Origin of the sequence: Aliivibrio salmonicida LFI1238 (assembly GCF_000196495.1) — a bacterium.
GTDB classification, from domain to species: domain Bacteria; phylum Pseudomonadota; class Gammaproteobacteria; order Enterobacterales; family Vibrionaceae; genus Aliivibrio; species Aliivibrio salmonicida.
The window spans coordinates 260,966-284,336 of record NC_011313.1 but is presented as its reverse complement, the minus strand read 5'-3'; the positions used below and the strand labels follow the sequence as shown (position 1 = coordinate 284,336).

17 protein-coding genes and 2 pseudogenes are annotated in these 23,371 nt (G+C 39.7%); 4 read left to right on the top strand and 15 right to left on the bottom strand.

Annotated elements, in window-relative coordinates; translation table 11 throughout:
* Window positions 1-27 precede the first annotated feature (27 nt).
* Both VSAL_RS17435 and speA read right to left on the bottom strand, forming a co-directional pair.
* A pseudogene (locus tag VSAL_RS17435) lies at window positions 28-543 on the bottom strand (arginase family protein); the annotation flags it as partial.
* Complete coding sequence (speA, locus tag VSAL_RS17430; protein WP_407921302.1) at window positions 543-2,435, bottom strand: arginine decarboxylase; 1,893 nt, start codon at window positions 2,433-2,435, stop codon at window positions 543-545. The gene speA and the pseudogene VSAL_RS17435, both read right to left, overlap by 1 nt.
* A 297-nt stretch (window positions 2,436-2,732) precedes the next feature.
* On the opposite strand from speA, the gene VSAL_RS17425 reads away from it, so the two are divergent.
* Together VSAL_RS17425 and VSAL_RS17420 are read left to right on the top strand one after the other, a co-directional pair.
* The gene (locus VSAL_RS17425; RefSeq protein WP_012551627.1) at window positions 2,733-3,992 is read left to right on the top strand and encodes a hydroxymethylglutaryl-CoA reductase; all 1,260 of its coding nucleotides are present in this window, start codon (window positions 2,733-2,735) and stop codon (window positions 3,990-3,992) included.
* Window positions 3,993-4,244: 252 nt separating this feature from the next.
* On the top strand, window positions 4,245-5,549 hold the full coding sequence (locus VSAL_RS17420; RefSeq protein ID WP_012551626.1) for a hypothetical protein: 1,305 nt from the start codon (window positions 4,245-4,247) through the stop codon (window positions 5,547-5,549).
* A 79-nt stretch (window positions 5,550-5,628) separates the two neighbouring features.
* Here the strand turns inward: VSAL_RS17420 and VSAL_RS22950 are convergent, their stop codons facing one another.
* Complete coding sequence (locus VSAL_RS22950) at window positions 5,629-5,757, bottom strand: lipocalin/fatty-acid binding family protein (RefSeq protein WP_083799313.1); 129 nt, start codon at window positions 5,755-5,757, stop codon at window positions 5,629-5,631.
* A 155-nt stretch (window positions 5,758-5,912) separates the two neighbouring features.
* Between VSAL_RS22950 and VSAL_RS17415 the strand changes: the two genes are divergently transcribed.
* Window positions 5,913-7,103, top strand: coding sequence for a leucine-rich repeat-containing protein kinase family protein (locus VSAL_RS17415; protein ID WP_012551625.1), 1,191 nt, complete (start codon window positions 5,913-5,915; stop codon window positions 7,101-7,103).
* Window positions 7,104-7,149: 46 nt separating this feature from the next.
* Here the strand turns inward: VSAL_RS17415 and VSAL_RS17410 are convergent, their stop codons facing one another.
* The 6 genes from VSAL_RS17410 to nirB all read right to left on the bottom strand — a co-directional run bounded on the left by VSAL_RS17410 (window position 7,150) and on the right by nirB (window position 15,858).
* The gene (locus VSAL_RS17410; protein ID WP_012551624.1) at window positions 7,150-7,644 is read right to left on the bottom strand and encodes a hypothetical protein; all 495 of its coding nucleotides are present in this window, start codon (window positions 7,642-7,644) and stop codon (window positions 7,150-7,152) included.
* Window positions 7,645-7,655: 11 nt separating this feature from the next.
* Entirely contained in the window at window positions 7,656-9,521 is a 1,866-nt protein-coding gene (locus VSAL_RS17405) for an LruC domain-containing protein (protein ID WP_012551623.1), read from the bottom strand.
* A gap of 170 nt (window positions 9,522-9,691) precedes the next feature.
* Window positions 9,692-11,464 carry a bifunctional protein-serine/threonine kinase/phosphatase gene (locus VSAL_RS17400; RefSeq protein ID WP_012551622.1) on the bottom strand — a complete coding sequence of 591 codons (1,773 nt, stop codon included), beginning with the start codon at window positions 11,462-11,464 and terminating at the stop codon, window positions 9,692-9,694.
* Between the two features lie 37 nt (window positions 11,465-11,501).
* Window positions 11,502-12,971: a NarK family nitrate/nitrite MFS transporter gene (locus VSAL_RS17395; RefSeq protein ID WP_012551621.1), complete on the bottom strand. Its 1,470-nt coding sequence runs from the start codon at window positions 12,969-12,971 to the stop codon at window positions 11,502-11,504.
* 9 nt (window positions 12,972-12,980) lie between these two features.
* Entirely contained in the window at window positions 12,981-13,313 is a 333-nt protein-coding gene (gene nirD / locus VSAL_RS17390; RefSeq protein WP_044583542.1) for a nitrite reductase small subunit NirD, read from the bottom strand.
* 19 nt (window positions 13,314-13,332) lie between these two features.
* Complete coding sequence (gene nirB, locus VSAL_RS17385; protein WP_044583541.1) at window positions 13,333-15,858, bottom strand: nitrite reductase large subunit NirB; 2,526 nt, start codon at window positions 15,856-15,858, stop codon at window positions 13,333-13,335.
* A gap of 365 nt (window positions 15,859-16,223) precedes the next feature.
* Between nirB and VSAL_RS17380 the strand changes: the two are divergent.
* Window positions 16,224-17,481: pseudogene (locus VSAL_RS17380) on the top strand (molybdopterin-dependent oxidoreductase); the annotation flags it as partial.
* Window positions 17,482-17,511: 30 nt separating this feature from the next.
* Here the strand turns inward: VSAL_RS17380 and VSAL_RS17375 are convergent.
* The 6 genes from VSAL_RS17375 to glgC all read right to left on the bottom strand — a co-directional run bounded on the left by VSAL_RS17375 (window position 17,512) and on the right by glgC (window position 23,301).
* Entirely contained in the window at window positions 17,512-18,999 is a 1,488-nt protein-coding gene (locus tag VSAL_RS17375; RefSeq protein ID WP_012551618.1) for an IS66-like element ISVsa2 family transposase, read from the bottom strand.
* Window positions 19,000-19,070: 71 nt separating this feature from the next.
* A complete protein-coding gene (gene tnpB / locus VSAL_RS17370) occupies window positions 19,071-19,418 on the bottom strand; it encodes an IS66 family insertion sequence element accessory protein TnpB (protein WP_012548924.1) in 348 nt (115 codons plus the stop codon).
* On the bottom strand, window positions 19,415-19,729 hold the full coding sequence (gene tnpA, locus VSAL_RS17365) for an IS66 family insertion sequence element accessory protein TnpA (protein WP_012548925.1): 315 nt from the start codon (window positions 19,727-19,729) through the stop codon (window positions 19,415-19,417). Before tnpA ends, tnpB begins: the two co-directional genes overlap by 4 nt.
* Window positions 19,730-19,858: 129 nt before the next feature.
* Window positions 19,859-20,521, bottom strand: a complete 663-nt coding sequence (locus VSAL_RS17360) for a YoaK family protein (protein ID WP_012551617.1) — start codon at window positions 20,519-20,521, stop codon at window positions 19,859-19,861.
* 124 nt (window positions 20,522-20,645) lie between these two features.
* Window positions 20,646-22,094 (bottom strand): glycogen synthase GlgA, encoded by a 1,449-nt coding sequence (gene glgA / locus VSAL_RS17355; protein ID WP_012551616.1) that lies wholly within the window; start codon window positions 22,092-22,094, stop codon window positions 20,646-20,648.
* A complete protein-coding gene (gene glgC, locus VSAL_RS17350; RefSeq protein ID WP_044583540.1) occupies window positions 22,084-23,301 on the bottom strand; it encodes a glucose-1-phosphate adenylyltransferase in 1,218 nt (405 codons plus the stop codon). Before glgC ends, glgA begins: the two co-directional genes overlap by 11 nt.
* Window positions 23,302-23,371: the final 70 nt, after the last annotated feature.

Genomic DNA, 23,371 nt, shown 5'->3' with positions numbered 1-23,371 from the left:
TTTTGATTTGCGCCGTAGGCGCCTATTGTTCGGTGCGTGATAAAACATAGTACCGTGATCATAACGGCTGCCATGACTGTAAGTATCAGTATGCGCATCAAAATGGATCAATGCCATCTCACCGTACTTTTTAGCATAAGAACGAAGTAATGGAAGCGTGATGAAGTGGTCGCCCCCTAAACCTAGTAATGTTTTACCACTATCTAAAATCGCATCAGCAGCGGCTTCAAGGCGTACAGTAAAATCTTCTGCATCACCGGTATCAAATACTAAATCACCAGAATCGATAACTTTAGTATGATCAAATACATTGAAATCCCATGGGAATTTTTTGCCTTCCCACGCTAGATTTACTGATGCACGACGAATGGCATCTGGCCCTAAACGCGCACCCGGACGACCCGATGTTGCCATATCTAATGGCGCACCTAATACAACGATGTCTGCATCATTATCGATTGGGTTTTGTACCAATGGGCGACGGATAAATGTCATTGCATTTGAGTACAATGAGTAATCTTTTTTAGTGAATAAATCGTTCATTAAAAATCTTCCAAATAGGTGTAACCCATCAAGCCTTGCTCTAATTCTTCAAGCACGCTTTGTTGTTCTTCTTTTGCCACTTTAGCAGTGACCATGTCTTTGTAGTTTTGACGGATCAAATCCACATCGATATGCACATAACGCATCATGTCTTCGACAGTGTCACCTTCATTGATGTAATCAATATTGGCTTCACCGTTTTCATTAACATTCACAACCACACTGTGCGTGTCACCAAAGAGGTTATGCATATCACCCAAGATCTCTTGGTATGCGCCCACTAAGAAGAAGCCCATTAAGTACGGTTCATCAGGGTTCCACGCCGGCACTGGCAAGGTTGTTTCAATGCCTTGACCATCAACGTATTGATCAATAATACCGTCAGAATCACAGGTAATATCGAGTACGACGGCACGATGTTCATCTGCATTATCAAGGCCACTCAATGGTAATACAGGGAAAACTTGGTCAATACCCCATGCATCAGGCAACGATTGGAATAGAGAAAAGTTAACAAAGAACTTATCAGCTAAACGCTCACTCAATTCATCTAAAATTGGGCGATGGTAGCGGTTCTTTGTGCTCATTTTTACGCTTAACTCGTAGTTAATACGTAATGAAACTTGCTCTGCCCATGCACGGTGCTGAAGATTGATCATCCCCGTTGCAAATTGATTATGCGCTTCAGAGACATCGCATTGTGTGTCGTTGTAAATCTCAATTAATGCGCGATCATCACTGCCATTTTCAAGCTGTTCTAAATTACGCCACATGTTGTGCAACAATAACGGTGCATCACAATGAGGGGCTTCAATCGCTTCTGGTGTGTAGCTTTCTGTGCCGATCACATTGGTAATTAACACCGCGTGATGGGCTGTCAACGAACGACCTGATTCAGAAATGATCACTGGCATTGGTTGTGAATATAACTGACAAATATCACCGATGGTGGTCACGATATTACGCGCGTATTCTGTTAACCCGTAGTTCATCGAGTTCGATGATTGGCTACGAGTACCATCGTAATCGACCGCCAAACCGCCGCCAACATCAAGGTATTTTAGCTCTGCGCCAATATCACGTAATTCACAGTAGAATCGTGCCGCTTCACTTACGCCATTACGCACATCGCGAATGTTCGCCATTTGTGAGCCTAAGTGGAAATGCACAAGCTCTAGAATATCTAACTGGCCTTGTGCTTTTAAACGATCAATCACCGTTAATACTTGAGACGCAGATAAACCAAATTTAGACTTTTCTCCACCACTTGCTTGCCATTTACCCGCACCTTGCGATGCAAGACGGATACGCAAACCTAATCTTGGTGTTACTCCTAATGCTTTTGCTTCAGATAACACCAAGTCTAATTCTGATAATTTTTCTAATACGATGAAGACGCTGTGACCCAGCTTTTCACCGATAAGCGCCAGACGTACGTATTCACGGTCTTTATAACCGTTACATACAATCACTGAACTCGCTTTTTGCGCTAGGGCCAATACGGCTAATAACTCAGGCTTACTGCCCGCTTCTAAGCCTAATTGTTTCTGTTCCAATTGCGCTTGGCTTGCCAAGATCTCATCAACGACTTCCTTTTGTTGATTAACCTTGATTGGATAAACTAATAAATAATGGTTTTCATACTGATATTCATCAATCGCTTGGTTAAATGCATTACAAATACTATGCACACGCTGATGTACGATTTGAGGGAAACGAACCAAAGCAGGCAATCCAATATTTCGTTGCTCTAACTGATTCACAATATGACTTAATGGGACTTGATGATCAGTATCACTACGAGGCGAAACATATACTTCGCCATTATCATCAATACCATAAAAACCTTGGCTCCAATGCTTTACATTATACTCAGCACGGATGCGTTCCAAATTAACCGAATGTTCCAAATCTAGAGACCTCACACAATAGGGCCATCAACAGAAAATACCTCGTTGGAAGCGAGATAAAACCTGACAGTGATCGTAAGCCTACAACCATGTCCATGCGCATTAACTTATATAATTTACAACGAGTCCAATTAGGAATATTTATGGTGATAATCAAAAATATTGATTGTGATAATCTCCTTTTTTATCACCAAACTGTAACGGTTTATATCTAGCTCTTGTTTCTGACGCATTACTCAGTAAAATCACCCGCTCTATTTGCTGTGATATACCTTAATTATGCCTAAATTGAATCTGCACCGCCGTGATTATGTCTCTATCTTAGGGGGGGATATCTCTGCAGATGAATTAGAGCAAATGCTCAATCCTCACTTTGATAAACCGACAAATAAACTGACACCAAGCCCTTACTTAACCGATAAAAACATTACTCGTCGTTGGGATAAATTGGCTAATCCTGCGTTGCAAGCTGAGTTGCTTGATGTGCATACTCAAGCACAATCACATGTTTATGAAAAAAACATCGAACACTTCATTGGCACAGTAAAAATTCCTGTCGGACTTGCTGGACCTTTGCGTGTGAATGGCCTATTTGCCAAAGGCGATTATTTGGTTCCATTAGCGACCACAGAAGCCGCCTTAGTAGCCTCTTATAACCGTGGAGCACAACTCATTACTGCGTGTGGCGGAGCCAGTGCCATGTTATTAAATGAAGGCGTCACTCGTACCCCTGCCTTTGCCTTTTATAACTTAGCCGAAGCCGGACAATTTGTGACGTGGGCCGTTACTCAATACGATACCTTCAAGCAATTGGCTGAAGCCACTACCTCTCACGGTAAACTCAGCGACATTAATATCAGCATTGAAGGCAATCATGTCTATTTGGTATTTGAGTTTTTAACCGGAGATGCATCAGGCCAAAACATGGTGACCATCGCGACTAATGCGATTTTTAACTACATCATAGATAACTCACCCATCGCTTCTGAAAATGCCTATTTAGATGGCAACTTATCAGGCGATAAAAAAGCAAGTAGCCAGTCTCTCCGCAGTGTTCGCGGTAAAAAGGTAACGGCGGAAGTGCATGTTCCCGCCGAACTGGTTAAGAAATACCTGCACACTACACCAGAAAAAATGATGCAATTTACTCAAATGAGTACGGTTGGAGCAACGCTCAGTGGCACAATTGGCATTAATGCTCATTACGCGAATGCACTTGCGGCGCTCTATATTGCGTGTGGCCAAGATGCCGCGTGCGTGGCAGAATCGGCTGTGGGGATGACTCGTATAGAAGTAAATAGAGATGGTGGTTTATACGCAAGTGTGACGCTACCAAATCTAATGCTTGGCACGGTTGGCGGTGGAACGGGATTACCGAGCCAAAAAGCGTGTTTAGAACTAATGGGCTTATATGGCTCAGGTAAATCACAAGCACTTGCTGAAGTATGTGCCACGCTATGTTTAGCAGGAGAGCTGTCTATTGTCGGTGCTTTCTGTGCCGGTCATTTTTCACGAGCGCATCATAAATTGGCTCGCTAGCAATAATATTCTATCCATTCAGAAAAAGGCACTCACCATCATGAGTGCTTTTTTTATGTCTCAACAAAGATTAATAGATCATAAAATCGAGTTATCTCCTTCAAACAGGCCTGCCATTTTAGATTAACCGTCCATTATAAATCCGCATTTCATAAATGCGGAATTAGCAGCACTTTGAACATGGTGTATATAGAGCGGCTCTACATTATTAAATATCATAATAAAGATGATTAATAACATAAGGAGCAACGCATGAAACGAATGATTACGGCGACATCCGCCTTAGTGACTCTTGCACTGTATACCGGAGCAGTAAATGCAGGACAATATATGAACGGACACCGCGTAGAGCTAAAGGGAGATAAGAACATCGATTATCCCCAACTCTGTATTCGAATTAATAGGAAAGCTCAACGAATTCCATTGCTTGAAACCTACCAACAATTTCAGACCGACTATCCTGATGATACTACCGCTGAATTACTAAAACGAATGGTGGCTTGGGCAGATTCAGGAGCGGTTGGTCATACCTGGGTTGATCTTTTTTATAAAGATGACAATGGAAAAATTAAAGCCGATGGATACGGTTTTGGCAGTGATGGTAACCAAGAAACCCGAGAATTCAGCTTTCAAAAATGTGTGCATATTGAAGACAAAGATCATGAGCAGATTAAGCAGGAAATCAATAATAAACAAGAAGCGCTATATGTAGAAAGCAAAGAAATAGCCAAGTTGTTTTTTAATATTGGAAAAGATTGGAATGGAGGCCGATACACACTCTATGGAAATTGTGCGTGGTTTGCAGGAGAGCTGTTTAATTCACTCGTACCTAAGAAAGAAAAAATTAACTTTGCGCAAGCTTTTGATTGGTCAACGATTGTCCCAACACTTTTACCGCTAAGTAAATTGAAAGATCTTCCTGATCCCGGCTACATTGCTGAGAGTTTATCCCAAACAATAAATAGTGCAGGTTGGTACGATAACGACAATGCAGGTTTCGGAAAAATCACTGGTGATACCTTCATTATTGCCGATGCCGACGGTCTCGTTACTGGGCCAAGAAGTATCATTGACTATTACCCAGGGTTAAAAGATTACGCCACTTTTATCTCAGCTGGCTATTACTCTGAATCACAAAACAGAATGCATTTCTTCACCTACAATCTGAAGCAGGATGTTGAAATAACAACTAAGCCTTACTCATCTGACGCCTCTTTTAAAAACATAAATCAAAAATTCGTCGCGGCATTTCATCACCCAAGTGATGATACGATCGGGATGGCGATAACAGAAGAGGGAAATATTCTAGATATCGACTCTTTAGAAAAAATGGAGAATTCTGCATTACAAGAATACGCAGGTGAAATAACCGCAGCATCAAACTACTTTGAAGGCGATAAAATCCTAATTTTACTCCGACCCGATGGTAACCAATACGATGATCATCAATCGAATGGCGTTCGATTTGTTAAATACGATTTTGAGCACGATAAAGTGTTAACCGAACCGAAACTCGCAGAAAACTTATCTGGTTTTGATTTTTTCAAACTTCAGTAACGATTGAAAGAAACGTGTAAATTGATAAAAAAGGTACTTTTATGAGTGCCTTTTCATTTATTAACTGTCTCGTCTTCCTCTATTTTTGGTCAACGATGATCAATTTATCAGTATCAAACCCTAATGATTTTGCCGTATCTTTAAAACGCTCAATCACTTTAGGATCAAGATCTTTATTTCTTGATAGTAACCATAAATAAATTGCCATTGTCTAGAATCCCTGATGCATTACAAATAACAGATTGATATATGATTAGTACAATATGGATATATTAGATTTACCGTCTTAAAAACCGTACAATTAACGCTATATTTTTAGTGCTACTTTACGTAGTTCGCATGAAAAGAGATAGGTAGACAAGTTTGCATACATTAGCGCAGTTACAATCCGGTGAGTTACAAGGCATTACTCGACTTCAATTAAGCGAGAACCTAACAGAGTTCCCCCTTGAGATTTTGTCTCTTTCTGATTCATTAGAAATCTTAGATTTATCGAATAATCAATTAACAACGCTACCAAAAGAAATCACTCAATTATCTAAATTGAAAATCTTCTTTGCATCAAACAACTCGTTTACTGAATTTCCCGAGGTGCTTGCACACTGTAAAAACCTAGAAATGATTGGCTTTAAATCATGCCAAATTAGTAACGTCCCTGAAAATGTATTTCCAACAAAATTGCGTTGGTTGATCTTAACCGACAACCAAATTGAAGCATTGCCAAATTCACTGGGGGATTGCCACTTAATGCAAAAACTCGCGCTAGCTGGCAATAGGCTAACAACGTTACCAAGTAACTTATCTCAGTTACACAATCTTGAATTACTTCGTATTTCGGCCAACCAATTAACAAAATGCCCAGAACAGCTGTTTGATTTACCAAAACTGGCGTGGTTTGCGTTTGCCGGTAACCCATTCTGCAAATCTAATCTACAAGTGAAATCAGTGCCTAGTATCACCTCATCAGACTACACATTAGAAAAGGTATTAGGGCAAGGTGCTTCGGGTGTAATTTCAAAAGCTCGTTGGAATAAAGAACAAACTGATTTCCCACAAGATATCGCAATAAAAGTATTTAAAGGCGAAGTAACGAGTGATGGCTACCCAGAAGATGAATTACAAGCGTGCTTAAAAGTGGGTAATCACCCAAGCGTAGTGCAATCTTTAGCTCAAGTGAATGAAGATAACTATTTAGCATTAATCATGTCATTGATCCCAGCTCACTATAAGAATCTAGGCTTACCACCAAGTTTAGAAAGCTGTACCCGTGATACTTTCCCTGAAGGGTTTAGCTTACCGTTAGAGCACATCAATAAGATGGTTGCAGAAATGCGTAACATATTTGAACACCTGCATGATAACCAAGTGTGTCATGGGGATTTATACGCCCACAACACGTTGTTTGATGAAGAGGCGAATATTATCTTTGGTGATTTTGGTGCAGCAAGTATGTATCACATGCTGACTGATTCACAGCAACAAAAAATCAGAGCTATTGAAGAACGCGCTCTGAATTATTTCATTGATGACTTAATGAGTATATGCCTTAAGTAATAACAAAAACGCCCTTACGATTAAGGGCTGTTTTTTATCTGGTGACTTAATTAATTAACCAATAACTCTCTTTTTGATTATCGTGAGACAACGTATAAATAAGAGGCTCTCGGTCTTTTTCCATAATCCAGATAAGGGTAATTAATTCTTCACAGTGGTTCGCAACACGTAATTCAAACACACCCACCCCTTCATTTAAATTCCCTTTCAGTAGACACATATCAAAATCTACTTTCGATAAATCCCCTTTAGCTATGCTATTATCACAGATAGAAATAAACGCACGCTTAGTTGATATCTCAGAAATATCCACATCAATTTCAAGATTGTATACTGAATGAAGGCTATTCTCTGCGCTAATTTCTAAATCAAAAACCGACATAGGAGAAGCCGAAGGCTCAGGTGTTTCAGACGGTGAAGACCCTAATGAATTTGTTCCTCCCGAGCCTCCAGAACCCCCGCTCTCACTATTACATGCAGCAAGAAGACTAAGGATAAATATCAAAAATAAGCGATTCACTTTGTTTGTTATACTATTCATAACCTATTTCCTTAATCTATATAAATGCTACTAGCAGTCGGGTTCACATACCAATCAGGAGCCGTTTGTCCTGTTGCATCTTGAGCAAAATCAGCAAATTGGGGATAAGCCTCTAGAATACTGACAGACTCTATTGGGTGCTTCCAATCCAGTGGGATTTCAATCGCCCATGGTAGGCCATTACTAGTGTGGAAATACGTACCATTCCCAGTATTGGTCGCATCATCACTTTTCCCAATGTACCCATTATTAAATTTTGATGTTGGCATTTGATTTTTAAGATGTACTTCTACGTTACGTCCAGGATGCCCACCACTTACTTGTAAACCATATTCACCATAATAATAACCAGGGGTCGCAAAAATAAATGGATCATAAGGGAAATCCGGCATCTGTGCTTGTGGAATAGGTGTTTCTAGTGGAATAATTAAAGACCAGCTTGGACGATAGTCAGTACCGCACCCTGATTCAGTACGAAACATATTACAGCCATCGTCTTCTCCTGACTCGGTAAATGACCAGAGATCTTCATAAGCGAACGTTGTATACCCAGAACCTGCTGGATAAAGCTCAACAGAAACACCTTGATCAGTAACGGTTACTTGATAATCTTCAACTTCACCAGCACTCACCCCTCCATTTGGGCCAATATCATAAGAATGACTTAAGCGAAACCGAGCCCAAGTATCCCCACTAAGCGCCCAACTCGGCACCTCAAAATAAAGTTGGTTCTGCCCATCATCAACCCACTCACTGTTCAGGATTATTTCATCGTCATTAAATTCACCATCTTGATCCCAGTCAATCCAAGCACTAAGTACTCCCTCTCCATCGGCTCCATCAACCTCTGCATAAATAAAACTCGTTTCCTCAATTTCAAGCGGAACAGGAAAAGAGATACCATCGTCATCATTACTTAAATCAGAAGTGTCATCAGAAAGTGGATACGCATACGCTTCGCTTTCACCATCGACTAGAGCTCCTAATTTTAAGCCTGAAATCGCATGACGAGCACCAAAGGAGTCGTACAAGGTGCCATAAGTATCCGGTGCATCACCAAAATCACTGTTTTCATTTTGTCCAACAGGCGCAAACGCACAGCGAGCACCATCATTTGAATTACTTGATGGTCCATAAGCAAAAAACGCTGAGCTAGAATTCAAATCATCAATGCTAACAATGTAAATATAGCCATTCCCGTTGTTACTAAGATAAAGGTTACCATCAACATCAAAATACTGTGCTCCAAATGACAAACTGTGCCCAACACTGTTACTGTTAATGACTTGATTTAACTTAGTACCACTGCCAGTACTTGGATCGATTTTATACAGATAGCCGTAATTATCGACACTGTAAATGATGCCGTCATCTGGGTGGAAAGCCATATCTAGAATTCGAAGATTGCCAACCGTAGCTGAACTAGCCACTTTAGTCATCTCCAACGTATCTAGATCAATTCGAAAAAAACCTTTATTGACTCGATAGCCATACCATGAATTTTCAATGGTAGATACATCACCTACATAGAATGAAGTTGGACCAACCTGCAGATTAGAAACAGACAAAGGGGTTGAAATGAAGTCAGAACCTATTTGAGTAAGCGTTTGAGCACCATAATCCCATCCGTAGATATAATCATCATGAACGTTATAGCCAATCCCATTAATTTTCCCATCACCGACTTTCCAAGACAACGTACTATAGCTACCCACATCAAGGCTTATACCATAGGCTACAGGAGTACCAGAAGGATTCTGAACCATAAACGCTTGACTCGGACAAGAGGCAAAAGGAACTGCAGCTTGTAATTGTGCACTAAACCCCAAGGCTATACTTAACGCAACAATACAGGGTATTGAATAACTTGGCTTCATAATGTTCCCTCATTTATACTTTGTCTGTAATGAGGAGATGCATAGCCCGTACCATAATTTCAACCGACTGATTATAAAAGAATTTATATTAAAACTCTCAATATGATAAGCATTAATATTCTTTTTGAGAATCAAACTGATAAAACTTTAATTATGTTCTTGATAATTCTTCACGAACTAAGCAGTAAACCAAGCTCAATCAGTACCGTAATACTAAGAATGATAGATAGCCCTTTCCAAAACAAAATTGGGTCTCTGTCTATTAAGGCTTGTGCTTTTTTATTGCGTAATAATTGAGGATTTGGCACCGTTAAATCTGCCATAAATTCACTCATACTCTGATAGCGTTGCGAGGGGAGAGGATGACAAGCTTTTTTAATCGCTTCATCTATCCATACTGGCAACTCTTCTCTTTGAAATAACAATGAATGATAGTCCCAAGATTGATGTCTTTTCGCCTGTAAATATTGCTGTGTCGTTTGCTTATACGGTAACGAATTATCACTAAGTGTAACCTTTGCCAATAGTTCATAACAAATAACCCCAATGGAAAAAATATCCGACTGATGTGTCGCTTTTTCTCCATTAATATATTCAGGAGCACAATAATTGATTTCACCTAATGGGCATTCATTTTCAATGGTTGGCAATACCTCATCAAAACCATCCGCAGTCGCCGCACCAAAATCAATTAATATCACGTTCCCCGTTGGCATTATCATGATATTTTCAGGCTTTAAATCTCGATGTACTATATGTAAGCGCTGTAATACTCGCACTGCTTTCATCACGCCATTAATTAGGGTTCTGACCTGTTCTAATGATGGTTTAGGATTATCAAACATCCACTGCCTTAACGTAATTCCTTCAAGGTAAGCACAGACATGATAAAGAAATGAGACTTCAGATAACTGAGGGTGAATGATCATAATTCGATCGCTGTTCACCTTCTCTCCAATCCATTGCTCTCGAATAAAAGAACACAGATAATCACTGTCTTCTGCAAATTGTTGTGACGGGGCTTTTAACACGTAACGCTCTAACGTATTTTCATCCATCACTTGATAAACATGGCTGCGAACCCCTGAATATAAAATACGTTGCACTCGATACTGATCAATTTTTTGTCCTACCGTCAATACAGGAGGGATCGGATAATGCTCAAACCGTTCCAATAACTCTTGCGGTGATTTATCGGGTAATTCAACCACATCAATCAGCAAACAACTGCAATTATCTTGCGAGCCTTTTTTTATTGCTAGATCGCATAAATTTGCGGCAATAGAATCTAACGGAAAGGTCTTTTCTTTTGTCGCTGTTAATTCAGAATTCAACACGTATGAATTGAGAGCCTCATGTACACCATCGGTCGTTAATAATAGCAAATCGCCTTGCTCTAATGAGATCGCTTGATAATCCACATCAATAGTAGTATCCATTCCTAATGCTCTAGTTAAATATCGGTGTTGCCCCGCCCCTCTTCGTTGATGATCTTTAGTCAGTGACTTTAATTTACCATGGCGATAAAGAGACACTCGACTGTCCCCGACATGAAAAACATGAGCAGTATTAGATTTAATAATCACACTAGAAAATGTGGTTAGCCAACCGTTATGTTGTAAATCATGTTCGTTTTGTTGTTGATATAACCATGTATTGATTGTCGCTAGAATCGTTGTTGCTGCTTGCTTTACACCCCAACTGTCTGGGGTTGAAAAATAGTCTTCAACAAATTGTGTCACTGCGGTGTGACTTGCCTGTTGGCCTTTATCACTGCAACTCACACCATCCGCAATACAAGCAACATGACCTTTAAATTGAAGCTCAGACAACGACGTCTGTTTAACAATGAAGGCATCTTGGTTACTCTCTCGCTTTCCTTGAGTTGAATTTCCACCCACTCGAAGAATAAGATCTTTTGATGTTTGTAATGTGCTTTTCATTCACTAACCTCCCTGTTTGCAATGAGTGACTTAACCATTAGTGTGAAACATCAATCAACGTAATACTGCCGTCTTCATTTACTTCCGTTATTTTTCCGCTTGGTTCTTCCATTTTAAGTAACACCACAAAACCTAAAACGGCAGTTACTGCAATAACAAAAAAGAACGTTTGATAATCGACAAAAGAAAGAATAGTAAGATAAACCACGGCACCAACGTTACCATAAGCCCCTGTCATACCGGCTATTTGTCCTGTCATGCGGCGTTTAATTAAGGGGACGGTTGCAAACACCGCGCCTTCACCTGCTTGCACAAAGAAAGAACACCCCATTGCTGCAGCAACCGCTAACCATAACGGCCATTCACTGTTGACTTGCCCCATCAGAAAATAACCGACGGCTAACCCTGCGGTTAATATCAATAACGTTGGTTTACGGCCAAATTTATCGGAGATCCAACCGCCACCAGGACGAGACATTAAATTCATGAAGGCATAAGCTGAAGCAACCATACCTGCCATTACAGGGGTTAATTCAAACGTGTCTGAAAAGAACAATGGCAACATAGATATTACCGCTAATTCAGATCCAAACGTTGCAAAGTAGAGCACATTTAAGACCGCTACTTGTTTGAATTTATATTGATGATGAGGTGCAACATCATTATAAAAAATGGTTTTATTCACTTTCCAAACTTGTGTTATTTCGTAGATATAAATCCCAACTAACAGCAGATACACCCCATTAACCACGGTATCAGATAACATTCCAATCCCCGATGACGATAACTTCCATGTTAGTAATGCTAACGCCGCATACATTGGTATTTTCATGATCAAAAGAAAATAGAAATCCCCTATAGAAGTCACTTCCATCGCAGTTGAGTGGGTCGGTTTAAAATAGGTTGCACCTTTTGGTGTATCAGTCACTTGGGAGTAAAAAATGAAAGAAAATAAAAGGCTCATTGCACCTGTAATTGCTACCGCGTAACGCCACCCTTCATCACCTCCGAACCATAACGCTAAGGTTGGTAAACTAAATGCCGCCACTGCCGAGCCAAAATTGCCCCACCCACCATAAATGCCTTCAGCGGTACCAAGTTCATGGTGAGGAAACCACTCAGACACTAACCGAATGCCAATCACAAATCCAGCCCCAATAAAGCCAAGTAAAAAACGGGCAATCGCCGCTTCAATAAATGAATCAGCAAAAGCGAACATAAAACAAGGAATAGAACACACAGCTAATAAAATTGAATAGACTAATCTAGGACCATATTTGTCGGTTAGCATACCTATAATGACACGAGCAGGAATGGTTAAAGCGACGTTTAAAATCAATAAGGTTTTAATTTCTTCTGTGCTTAACTCCAAGGTTTCTTTTACCATTTGCAATAAAGGTGCGAAGTTAAACCACACCATAAAGGTAATAAAAAAGGCCATCCAACTTAAATGTAAGGTCTTCATTTTTCCTGAAAATGAAAACAGTGAAAATTTATCGTCCATCATTAATTCCTTTTAATGAGCCAGTTTAATTTGTATTTGATTATCTGACATACGCACAGGATAAGTCGTTAATATCACTTCGGGGAATTCAATGCAAACCCCTGTTTCTAAATGAAAATGATGCTTGTAAAGTGGTGACGATATATAAGGTTCGCCTTCTAGAGAGCCCATCATTCCTCTCGATATTACATTGGCTTTCCCAATAGGATCATAATTTGATAGTGCATATAAACGCTCACTTCGCTTGCAATAAAACACTGCCACTTGATGGTTGAGCACTTTAGCACATGCCCCTAATTGTGGGGTCAACTCGTTAATTTTACAGATGGTAATCCAATTACTCATGATCTTATTCCTTATTCAATCAACGTGATTTCAATAACAGGCTGTCGCTTTTAGCTTTAGGGAACTTCTGCTCACGCTGTTTTACAAACTCAACCCCATCATCGGTCTCTTTACTATTGATAAAGTGTTGGAATCGCTTTAGTTTTTCAGGATCTTCAATCGTGGTTTTCCATTCACATTGGTATTGCGCAATATTGTGTTCCATCTCAGCCTCTAGGGTTTCGCCAAGATTAAGAGAGTCATCCACAATGACCGATCGTAAATACTCTAAGCCTCCTTCTAAGTTCTCTAGCCAAACAGAAGTACGTTGCAAGCGATCAGCGGTACGAATATAAAACATTAATAATCTATCGATATATTGCACTAAGGTAGATTCATCTAAATCAGTAACAAACAAGTCCCCATGACGTGGACGCATCCCGCCGTTACCACACACATATAAATTCCAACCTCTGTCAGTGGCAATGACACCAATGTCTTTAGATTGGGCTTCTGCACATTCACGAGTACACCCCGATACCGCAAACTTTATTTTATGAGGAGAGCGTAAGCCTTTGTAACGATTCTCTAATTTAATCGCTAAACCAACGCTGTCATTAACGCCATAACGGCACCATGTGCTGCCAACACAAGACTTAACCGTTCGGACTGATTTCCCGTACGCGTGACCTGTTTCGAATCCGGCATCAATTAGTTTTTTCCAAATGACAGGCAGTTCGCTAAGATGTGCCCCAAACAAATCCACTCGTTGGCCGCCAGTGATCTTGGTGTATAAACCAAACTCTTTTGCGACCTCACCCAACACTATCAATTTATCAGGTGTGATTTCCCCTCCAGCAATACGTGGGACAACTGAATACGTACCGTCTTTTTGCATGTTACCAAGGTAGATATCATTGGTGTCTTGCAGTTCTGCAAGGTTATCTTCGAGCACATAATCATTCCAAAATGAGGCTAAAATAGAACCGACAGTAGGCTTACAAGTAATACAGCCTAAACCAGAGCCGTGGCTTTCTAATATCTCATCAAATGTTTTAATTTTATTAATACGAATAATGTCGACCATTTCTTGTCGAGAATAAGAAAAATGTTCACATAAATGGTTATTAACCTCGACACCTAGTTGACTCAATTCACTGTCTAATATTTGTTTTGCTAATGTTGAACAACCACCACAACCTGTTGATGCATTAGTGCTTTCTTTAAGCATTATCATACTGGTGAAGCCAGAAGCAACCGCTTGTTTTATATCGCCTTTCTTTACATCAAAACACGAACAAATAACAGCAGCATCAGGTAAGGCCTCTACACCCATTCCAGCTGATTCGTCATCTTTCACATTGGGTAAGATTAAGACCGAAGGCTGCGCTGGCAACGCCATGTCGTTTTGCTTTATTTGCAATAATGTCCCGTAAGCCTCAGCATCTCCAACCAATACTGCACCAACAATTTTCTTACCATCTTTCGAGATGATTAATCGTTTATATATTTGCTCAATTTCATCATGATAAGTGTATGATTGTGCACCTTTTGTTTTTCCATGAACATCGCCGATACTGGCAACATCAACGCCCAAAAGCTTCAATTTAGTGCTCATGTCTGCACCAGAGAATTCGGCTTTTTTGCCTAAAATATGGTTAGCCGCGACTTTTGCCATTTGGTAACCAGGCGCAACTAGCCCAAAAATCTGCTGTTGCCACAATGCACATTCACCAATCGCATAAATGCTTTCAACCGAGGTTTGGCATTGATTATTAATGGCAATTCCGCCACGTTCTCCTAATTGAATGTCGGTCTCTTTAGCTAACGCATCTTGCGGGCGAATACCGGCAGAAAACACAATCATGTCGGTTTCTAAATAAGAACCATCCACAAAGTTCATACGATAGCGAGATTCCTTCCCTGCCACGATTTCTGTTGTCGCTTTTTCTGTATGAACGACAACGCCTAACCCTTCAATTTTACGTCGTAATAACGCACCACCACCATCATCTAATTGCACCGCCATTAATCGTGGAGCAAACTCGACAACGTGTGTTTCTAGTCCTAAATTCTTAACCGCATTCGCCGCTTCTAACCCTAATAAACCACCACCAATAACCACTCCTTTTTTACTCTTCTTACTGGACGCTTCTATTGCGTCTAAGTCATCAAGAGTACGATAAACATGGCAATGTTCTTGGTCATTTCCAGGGATGGGGGGAACAAAAGGAAACGAACCAGTGGCTAGTACCAATTTGTCATACAGTTCAGTTCGTCCACTCTCCGTAATCACCTGTTTGTTCTCAATATCAATGACGGTTACTTTTTCGTTTAAGATAAAATTAACGCCATTTTCTTGGTAATACGTATCGGTTGTTAACGCCAAATCATCGGCGGTTTTACCTGTTAAATATGACGTTAGTTGCACACGGTCATACGCTAATCGAGACTCTTCAGAAAAGGTAATGACTTCATTGTTTTCTTGCCCAGAAGCAAGTAACGTCTCGATGAATTTGTGGCCTACCATGCCGTTTCCTATCACTACAATCCGCTGTTTTCTCATCAGTCTCTCCTTTGTAAAATGTATAAACACATTCAGCAAGGAGAGTGCCAAGTCATAACACCACGATGCATTAACAGAATTTTAATCAATTAAAACAAAAAGATACTCCAAATAGAATCATAAGAACCAGAAAAAAACAACGCTATAAATAATAACAATGACGAAGAAATGTACTGTTATGGTGCATTTTCAACTAAAACAGTGCAATTGTTCATTATTTATCGTTTAAATCAAAACACATCAAATTAAAGAATTAAATGTAATCCAATGATTTAAATAGATATTACTCTTAATTTAACAACCGATAAATAATGGTTCATATTTTGCTCTATTTTTATTAAGCTAAAATTATTAAGGATTGGATAATGAGCAATGAAAAATGGATAAAAACGACCTGTGCCTATTGTGGTGTTGGCTGTGGCATTGATGCAATTCCGACTTCTGATGGCAAATTGGAGATACGAGGGGATAAAACTCATCCATCCAATTTTGGACGATTATGCACTAAAGGCGCAGCATTAGGCGAGACAGTTAGCACTGAAGGTCGGCTGCTTTATCCAATGATCCGTCATGATAAAAAACAAACAAATACTGACGATTTACTCTCAAGGAGTCAATCAATCTTCCCAAGGGTCAGATAAAGTTAATTCGATAATCAATTGCCATTTGGCGATGGGGAAAATTGGTTATCAAGGGTGTGGGCCTTTTTCCATCACAGGGCAACCCAATGCAATGGGTGGACGTGAAGTGGGTGGCTTAGCAAATACACTTGCGGCTCATATGGAATTTAATAACCCTGAACACCATCAACTTATCTCCGATTTCTGGAAAACCGATATCTTAGCAACAGAAGAAGGCTTAAAAGCCATAGACCTGTTTGATGCGATGGCAGAAGGCAAAATCAAAGCCATATGGATAATGGCAACTAACCCTGTTGTTAGCTTACCTAATAGTAAAAAAATCATGGCGGCGTTAGAAAAGTGCCCATTTGTTGTCGTATCCGATTGTATGGATAATACCGATACCATGGCTTTTTCCGATGTGGTTCTTCCCGCCCAAGGGTGGAGTGAAAAATCAGGCACAGTAACCAATTCAGAACGCAGGATTTCACGTCAACGTCGTATTTTACCAAGCCCAGGAGAAGCCAAACCCGATTGGTGGATAATCTCTCAAGTTGCTCAGAATATGGGGTTTGAAACAGCGTTTACTTATCGCCATGAAGGCGAGATATTTAAAGAATATGCTCAAATGACGACACTGGGGCAAGACAAGCAACCAAGAGATTTACACTTAATTGGGTTAACCACTCTGGATGATAAAGGATACAGCGAGTTAACTCCTCAACAATGGCCAGTATTAGGAAAACAAACAGATATACCACACCAGCGTTTCTTCTCGGATGGTCAATTCTTCACTCCAGATAAACGAGCACGATTTGTGGCGGTAAGACATTCATTACCTCAACAAGCCACTTCTGCAACCTATCCTTTACTATTAAATACAGGTCGTATTCGTGATCATTGGCATACCATGAGTCGCACCGGTTTATCTGAAACCTTAGCTTCTCACATAGCGGAACCTTTTGTGCAGATACACCCTAAAACTGCCATTGAATATCAACTTAAAAACAACCATATGTAAGCGTGCGGGGAACTACACCTTGTCTTTTACATTCCAAGGTAAAAGTGAATCGATATCTGGCGATCCAACACATAAACGATCTAGACAATACCTAATATAATCGTAAGGGATTAATCCGTTTGCCTTTGCTGTTTCTACAATGCTGTAAAGCATTGCACTTGAATCTGCACCAGCCGTTGAACCCGAAAATAACCAGTTTTTCCGGCCGATAACAAACGGTTTAACCGCTCGCTCTGCTCGATTGTTATCAATAGATAACAATCCATCATCAATATAACGAACTAATTTATCCCATTGATTTAATGTATAGCTAATCGCCTCACCTAATTTTGTTTTAGGTGATACTCGACTAACTGCGCTATCAAGCCAATCACGGAGCTCTTTAAGTAAATCGCGGGCTTCTGTCTGCCTAGCAACATACTTGGCTTCAGGGGAAGCCTCTTTTAATAACGATTCGATCCGGTATAGCTTTTGGATTTTACTCAATACCCAATCTGCACTCCCTGTTTTCCCTTTTACTTGAACACGTTGAGCCTCAATAAATCGTCGACGTGCGTGTGCCCAACAGCCAACTAAAATCGCTTCAGTTTGTTCATAACCTTGGTAACCATCGGTATGTAAATACCCGTTATAACCTTTTAAAAAGTTAACTGGATGGTAGCCATGCCTGCTAGATTGATAATCATAAAGTACAATTCCAGGCAAAACACCAGAGCCTGGAGAATCATAGCCAGAGCAGTAGACCCACATATAACATTTTGCTTTTTCAACATCCAACACATTTACCGTTGTTTCATCACAATGCAGAGTGGGTTGTTCAAGCAAAATACGATGTAACTCGTTATTAAGAGGGGTAAATAGTACCGAGCATTTTATTAACCAATCCGCCATCGTTCGCCGTCCAATAATGATACCCCATTGCTGAAATAACGTTTCTTGACGATAAAGTGGAAGACTGTATTGAAATTTAGCCGTAATAATTTGAGCAAGTAAACTTGCGGTCGCAATCCCTTTAGGGATTGGTGACGCTGGCATTGAGGCTTGTTTAATGTCTACTGAAGTATTGTTTTTTTCACAATTTCGGCAAGCATATTTAGGACGAACATGTTGAATAACTTCCACTTTAGCTGGTACAAATTCCAACTTTTCACTGATGTCTTTACCCATCGCATGCATCTCTAGACCGCAACACTTACAAGTTTTATCTTTTATGTCGTGGATAATAACAGTACGCGGTAAGTCTTCAGGTAAGCGTTGGCGTTTTGGCTTTTGACGAGTGTAGGTAATCGTTTGTGTGTCATCATTTTCAATGATGATTTCTTCTTCTGTTTCATTGAATAAATCAAATTGAGTCGAGTCAGATTCACTGCTTTTACCAAAGCGCTGATGTTGAGCCAGCCGAAATTGCTCTAGAAGACGGTTATATTTATTTTCAAGCTGAAGCACAAGTGCTTTCAGCTCGTCAATGGTATCAGGAAGTGGTTTTATTTTATCAGTCATGTAGATGACTATATAACGATAATACAGGTAATCAATCGGTTGCCTCCTATTCTTGACTGAGAATCAACTATTTAAAGGGTTGTTTGATAATGTACCGGTTGATGTCCTAAGATATCAAAACCTTGTAATAGCAGTGTCAGTTGCTGCTCTGATAATGCTAACGTATCGTTATTTATATTTCGTGGCCATTTGAAGCGGTCTTCATCTAATCGCTTGTACCATAAAGCGAATCCTGTTTTATCCCAATACAATATTTTGAGTTTATCACGAGGCTTATTGCAAAATATAAATAGAGCATCACTAAACGGTGATAGTTGCATTTCTTGCTCAACAATCACGACAAGGCCATTAATGGCCTTGCGAAAATCGACAAAATCACGATGAAGATAAATGGTGGAAACATCAGTAAATACATTCATGATTGATACCCTTTTAATAAGAGTCCTATCCAGTGAGGTTCAGTATTAGCTGGCAATGTTAATCGCAATTTTCCGATAGAAAGTTGAATATCTGGTAATTGTGGAGTGGCGATGATAGTTGATGTTAACGCTTCTACTTTCAAGAAAGTAGAAGCGTTAATCTTTTGTTTCCATCGTGCTTTACGTGCACTAAATGTCTTTGGCAGAATATTATGGTTACGACAAAATTCAGCGGCACTAAGCTTGCTAGATTGCTGAGATTCAAATAGAGCGTGCCATTGCTCTGGTGTTCTCTTTTTATCTTTTTGCATAATTACGTTCTCGTTAAATGAAAGATCGTAAGATACGCATAATGAATTTTATTTGTTAGGTGTAGTTCCCCGCACGCTTACATGATGTCTATTTCAAATTTAGTAAGAAACCATAAATACAATCGATTTTTAATGGTCAGGATGTTGAAATAAATACAATGAGTAAGATAACGCCAATAACGCACACAATGTCGCAGGGATCGCTAACGTATTGATTCCAAGGATTGGATAAAAATACCCGCCAATAACACCACCGAAAATAAAACCAAATGCGATAAACAGATACAAGGCTAACCGTCTGCGATGAATCACCTCGCCTTTAAGTTTCATCCCTAACATGATGCCTAAATCAGTAAAGACTCCCGTAACATGAGTCGTCCTAACGACTGCCCCGCTGTATGTCGTCACCAATCCATTCTGCAAACCACAAGCCGCCGAAGCAAAATAATGCCCCCATTGGCTTCCTTCGTTTAAAATAACCATTGCAGCAAACAAAAATAAACTTTCTATTAATAAGGCAAAATTATATCTGCGCCCTAATTTTAAAGCACTGCACCCTACGATTAAACTGCTTAACGAAGAACCTAAAACGAAACTAACAATGATATAAAATAAATGTAAGGTCGTACCATCAAACGCCAGCAACTGAGTACCTAATAGCGTTGCAGTACCAGATAAATGAGAAATAGATTGATGCTGGAAGCCCAACAAACCGACAGAGTTAGTAATACCAGCGAGTAAGGCCAGAAAAAAGGTACCGTATTCAACCCATTTTGGTAGTTTTGAAATCACACTATATTTACCAAGTCGTAAAGACGGATATTCTATACTCAAATACAAAGAAATGGATGATCTGTCGCAAATAAAAAAGGAAAGGTCTGCACCTTCCTTTTGTTATGAAGTTGTTGAGTCGTAATTAATCTAGATACATTTCAACATATTTCTCTGCGGCATCAGACCAGCTAAAGTTTTGTTTCATTGCATGTAGTTGAATTCGTTTAACTTCATTCAAATCTTGGGCATACAATAACAACGAACGCATTAATACTAATAGCAACTCTGTTGGCTCAGGGTTAATAAAACTAAAACCCGTCGCATTTTCATTGTCACTATCATAATCAATCACACTGTCTTTTAACCCACCAACCGCACGAACGATCGGCAAGGCTCCATATGACATACTGTATATCTGATTTAAACCACAAGGTTCAAATTCTGATGGCATTAAGAAAAAGTCAGATGAGGCTTCTATCCAATGAGCTAGCTTATTGCTGTATGCTTCGACAAACGCAAACTTATCAGAATGTATCGCTGCAATTTCTGTTAATTGTGCAGCAAGAACAGGATCACCCGTACCAACAATAACAATTTGCAAATCATGCTTTAAAAACTGCTCTAAAATTGGAAGTAAATAATGAATGCCTTTCTGGTTTGTTAAACGACAAACCATGCCATACATTGCCACTTCTTTTTGTGGTAAACCGACTTCTTCTTGCAGAGCTGCTTTACATACTTTCTTACCACGAACCATACTAATTCGATTGGCTTTAAATTGCTTAGGAATGAAAGTATCCGTCTCCGGACTCCACTCACTATAATCACAACCATTCAAAATACCAAACAAGTCAGGTTCTCTTGCTTGGAAATCAGAAGCCATTCCATGAGAACCCAGTTCTGTCAGCAACTCTTTTGCATACGTTGGACTTACCGCATTAATCTTATCTGCACATTGAACACCCGCTTTGAGCATACTAATATGAGTATGACTAACGGCCGCTTCAGGCACATAATGCGTTTTAAATTCAGAAAGGCATCCAATATCATCGTAATGAAAAATACCTTTAAACACCGCATTATGAACAGATAAAACACTGCGTACTTGAGAAAAGTAAGCGTCGTTTGCATAGCGTTTTTTAAGAAGGTACGGCAATAAGCCAGTATGCCAATCATTGGCATGAATAACATCGGGTTTAATCTTTAATTTAGGTAGCATGTCTAAACAAGCGGCACTAAAAAAAGCAAAACGCTCACCATTATCAGCATAAGCTTGATTGTTTTCAGCATACATTTCTGCACGATCAAAATAATCAGCACATTCGATGCCTAATACCGTGATCCCTTCAACACTCAATGATCTCACTTGGTATGGTGTATGAGGCCAATGTTCTAATGTCGAGCTCAACAATACTTCAGCATCATCACGCTCTGGGATTGCACTATAAGCAGGCATAGCAATATGTATTTCATGACCTAAGTCTTTTAATGATTTAGGCAGAGCCTTGGCAACATCTGCCAAGCCCCCACTTTTGATCAATCCTTCGACTTCAGATGCAGCAAATAAAATCGAAAGCGTTTTAGTAGCCAATTCTTTCTCCTTTAGGGATAACAACGATACCCTGATCTGAAACATGATATTTCTTCTTATCTTCCTGAAGATTAACACCAATTTCTGTTCCAGGTGCAATATCTGCGCCTTTATCGATAATTACACGGCGTAATACACACCCTTCACCGATTTTCACATCACCTAAAAGAATACTTTCACTAATATCACACGCCGATGCAATATTACTTAGAAAACCGAGTACTGATTTTTCAATACGTGAGCCACGAACATAACTACCACCACAAACTAAGCTGTCGATGATTTGTACTCGGCCATTGGCAGAATCAGTAAATGTTGCAGGTGGCAATGGTGGGTAATATGTGTGCAGAGGCCATTTACGGTTATAAAGAGAGAACGGTGCATCTTTTTTCAGAAGATCCATGTGCGCTTCCCAATAAGAATCGATAGAACCTACATCACGCCAGTACACCTCTTCTTTCTCACCCGTAATTTTATTTGTACTGAAATCATAAACATACACATTCCCTACAGGAAACATTTTTGGAATGATATCTTTACCAAAGTCATGCGATGAAGCCGTGTTTTCAGCATCTATCTCAAGCTCTCGACATAAGTTTTCAGCTTCAAAAATATAATTACCCATTGAGACAAGAGCAATACCTGGTTGACCAGGAATACACTTAGGATTTGCAGGTTTTTCTTCAAAACCAATCATTTTCCCATCCTCGTCAACTTCGATAACACCAAATTCAGACGCATCTTTTGCTGGCATACGAAGTGCTGATACCGTTAATGCCGCTTCTTTCTCTTTATGAAAATCGAGCATTTGTCGAATATCCATTTTGTAAATGTGGTCTGAACCAAAAATACAAACATGTTCAGGATCCGTTGATTCAATAAAACTGATATTTTGATAAATCGCATCCGCAGTACCTTCATACCAACGTTTACCTGTACGCATTTGAGCTGGCACAGGGTCAATAAAGCGATCGGTAATTCCATTTACATTCCAGCCTTTTTTCATATGTTGAAATAAAGACTGTGATTTAAACTGGGTTAATACATAAATACGCATTAAATCAGCATTTACGAAGTTATTTAACGCAAAATCGATTAAACGGTAACTGCCACCAAAAGGTACTGCAGGTTTAGTACGAGATTCAGTTAAAGGACGCAAACGCGATCCTTCACCACCAGCCAAAATCATTCCTAGTACACCAGCCATTTCTTCTCCCAAAGAATTATTATTTATAACCACTATCAATAAATAGTGCTTAATATGTTTATTTTGAGAT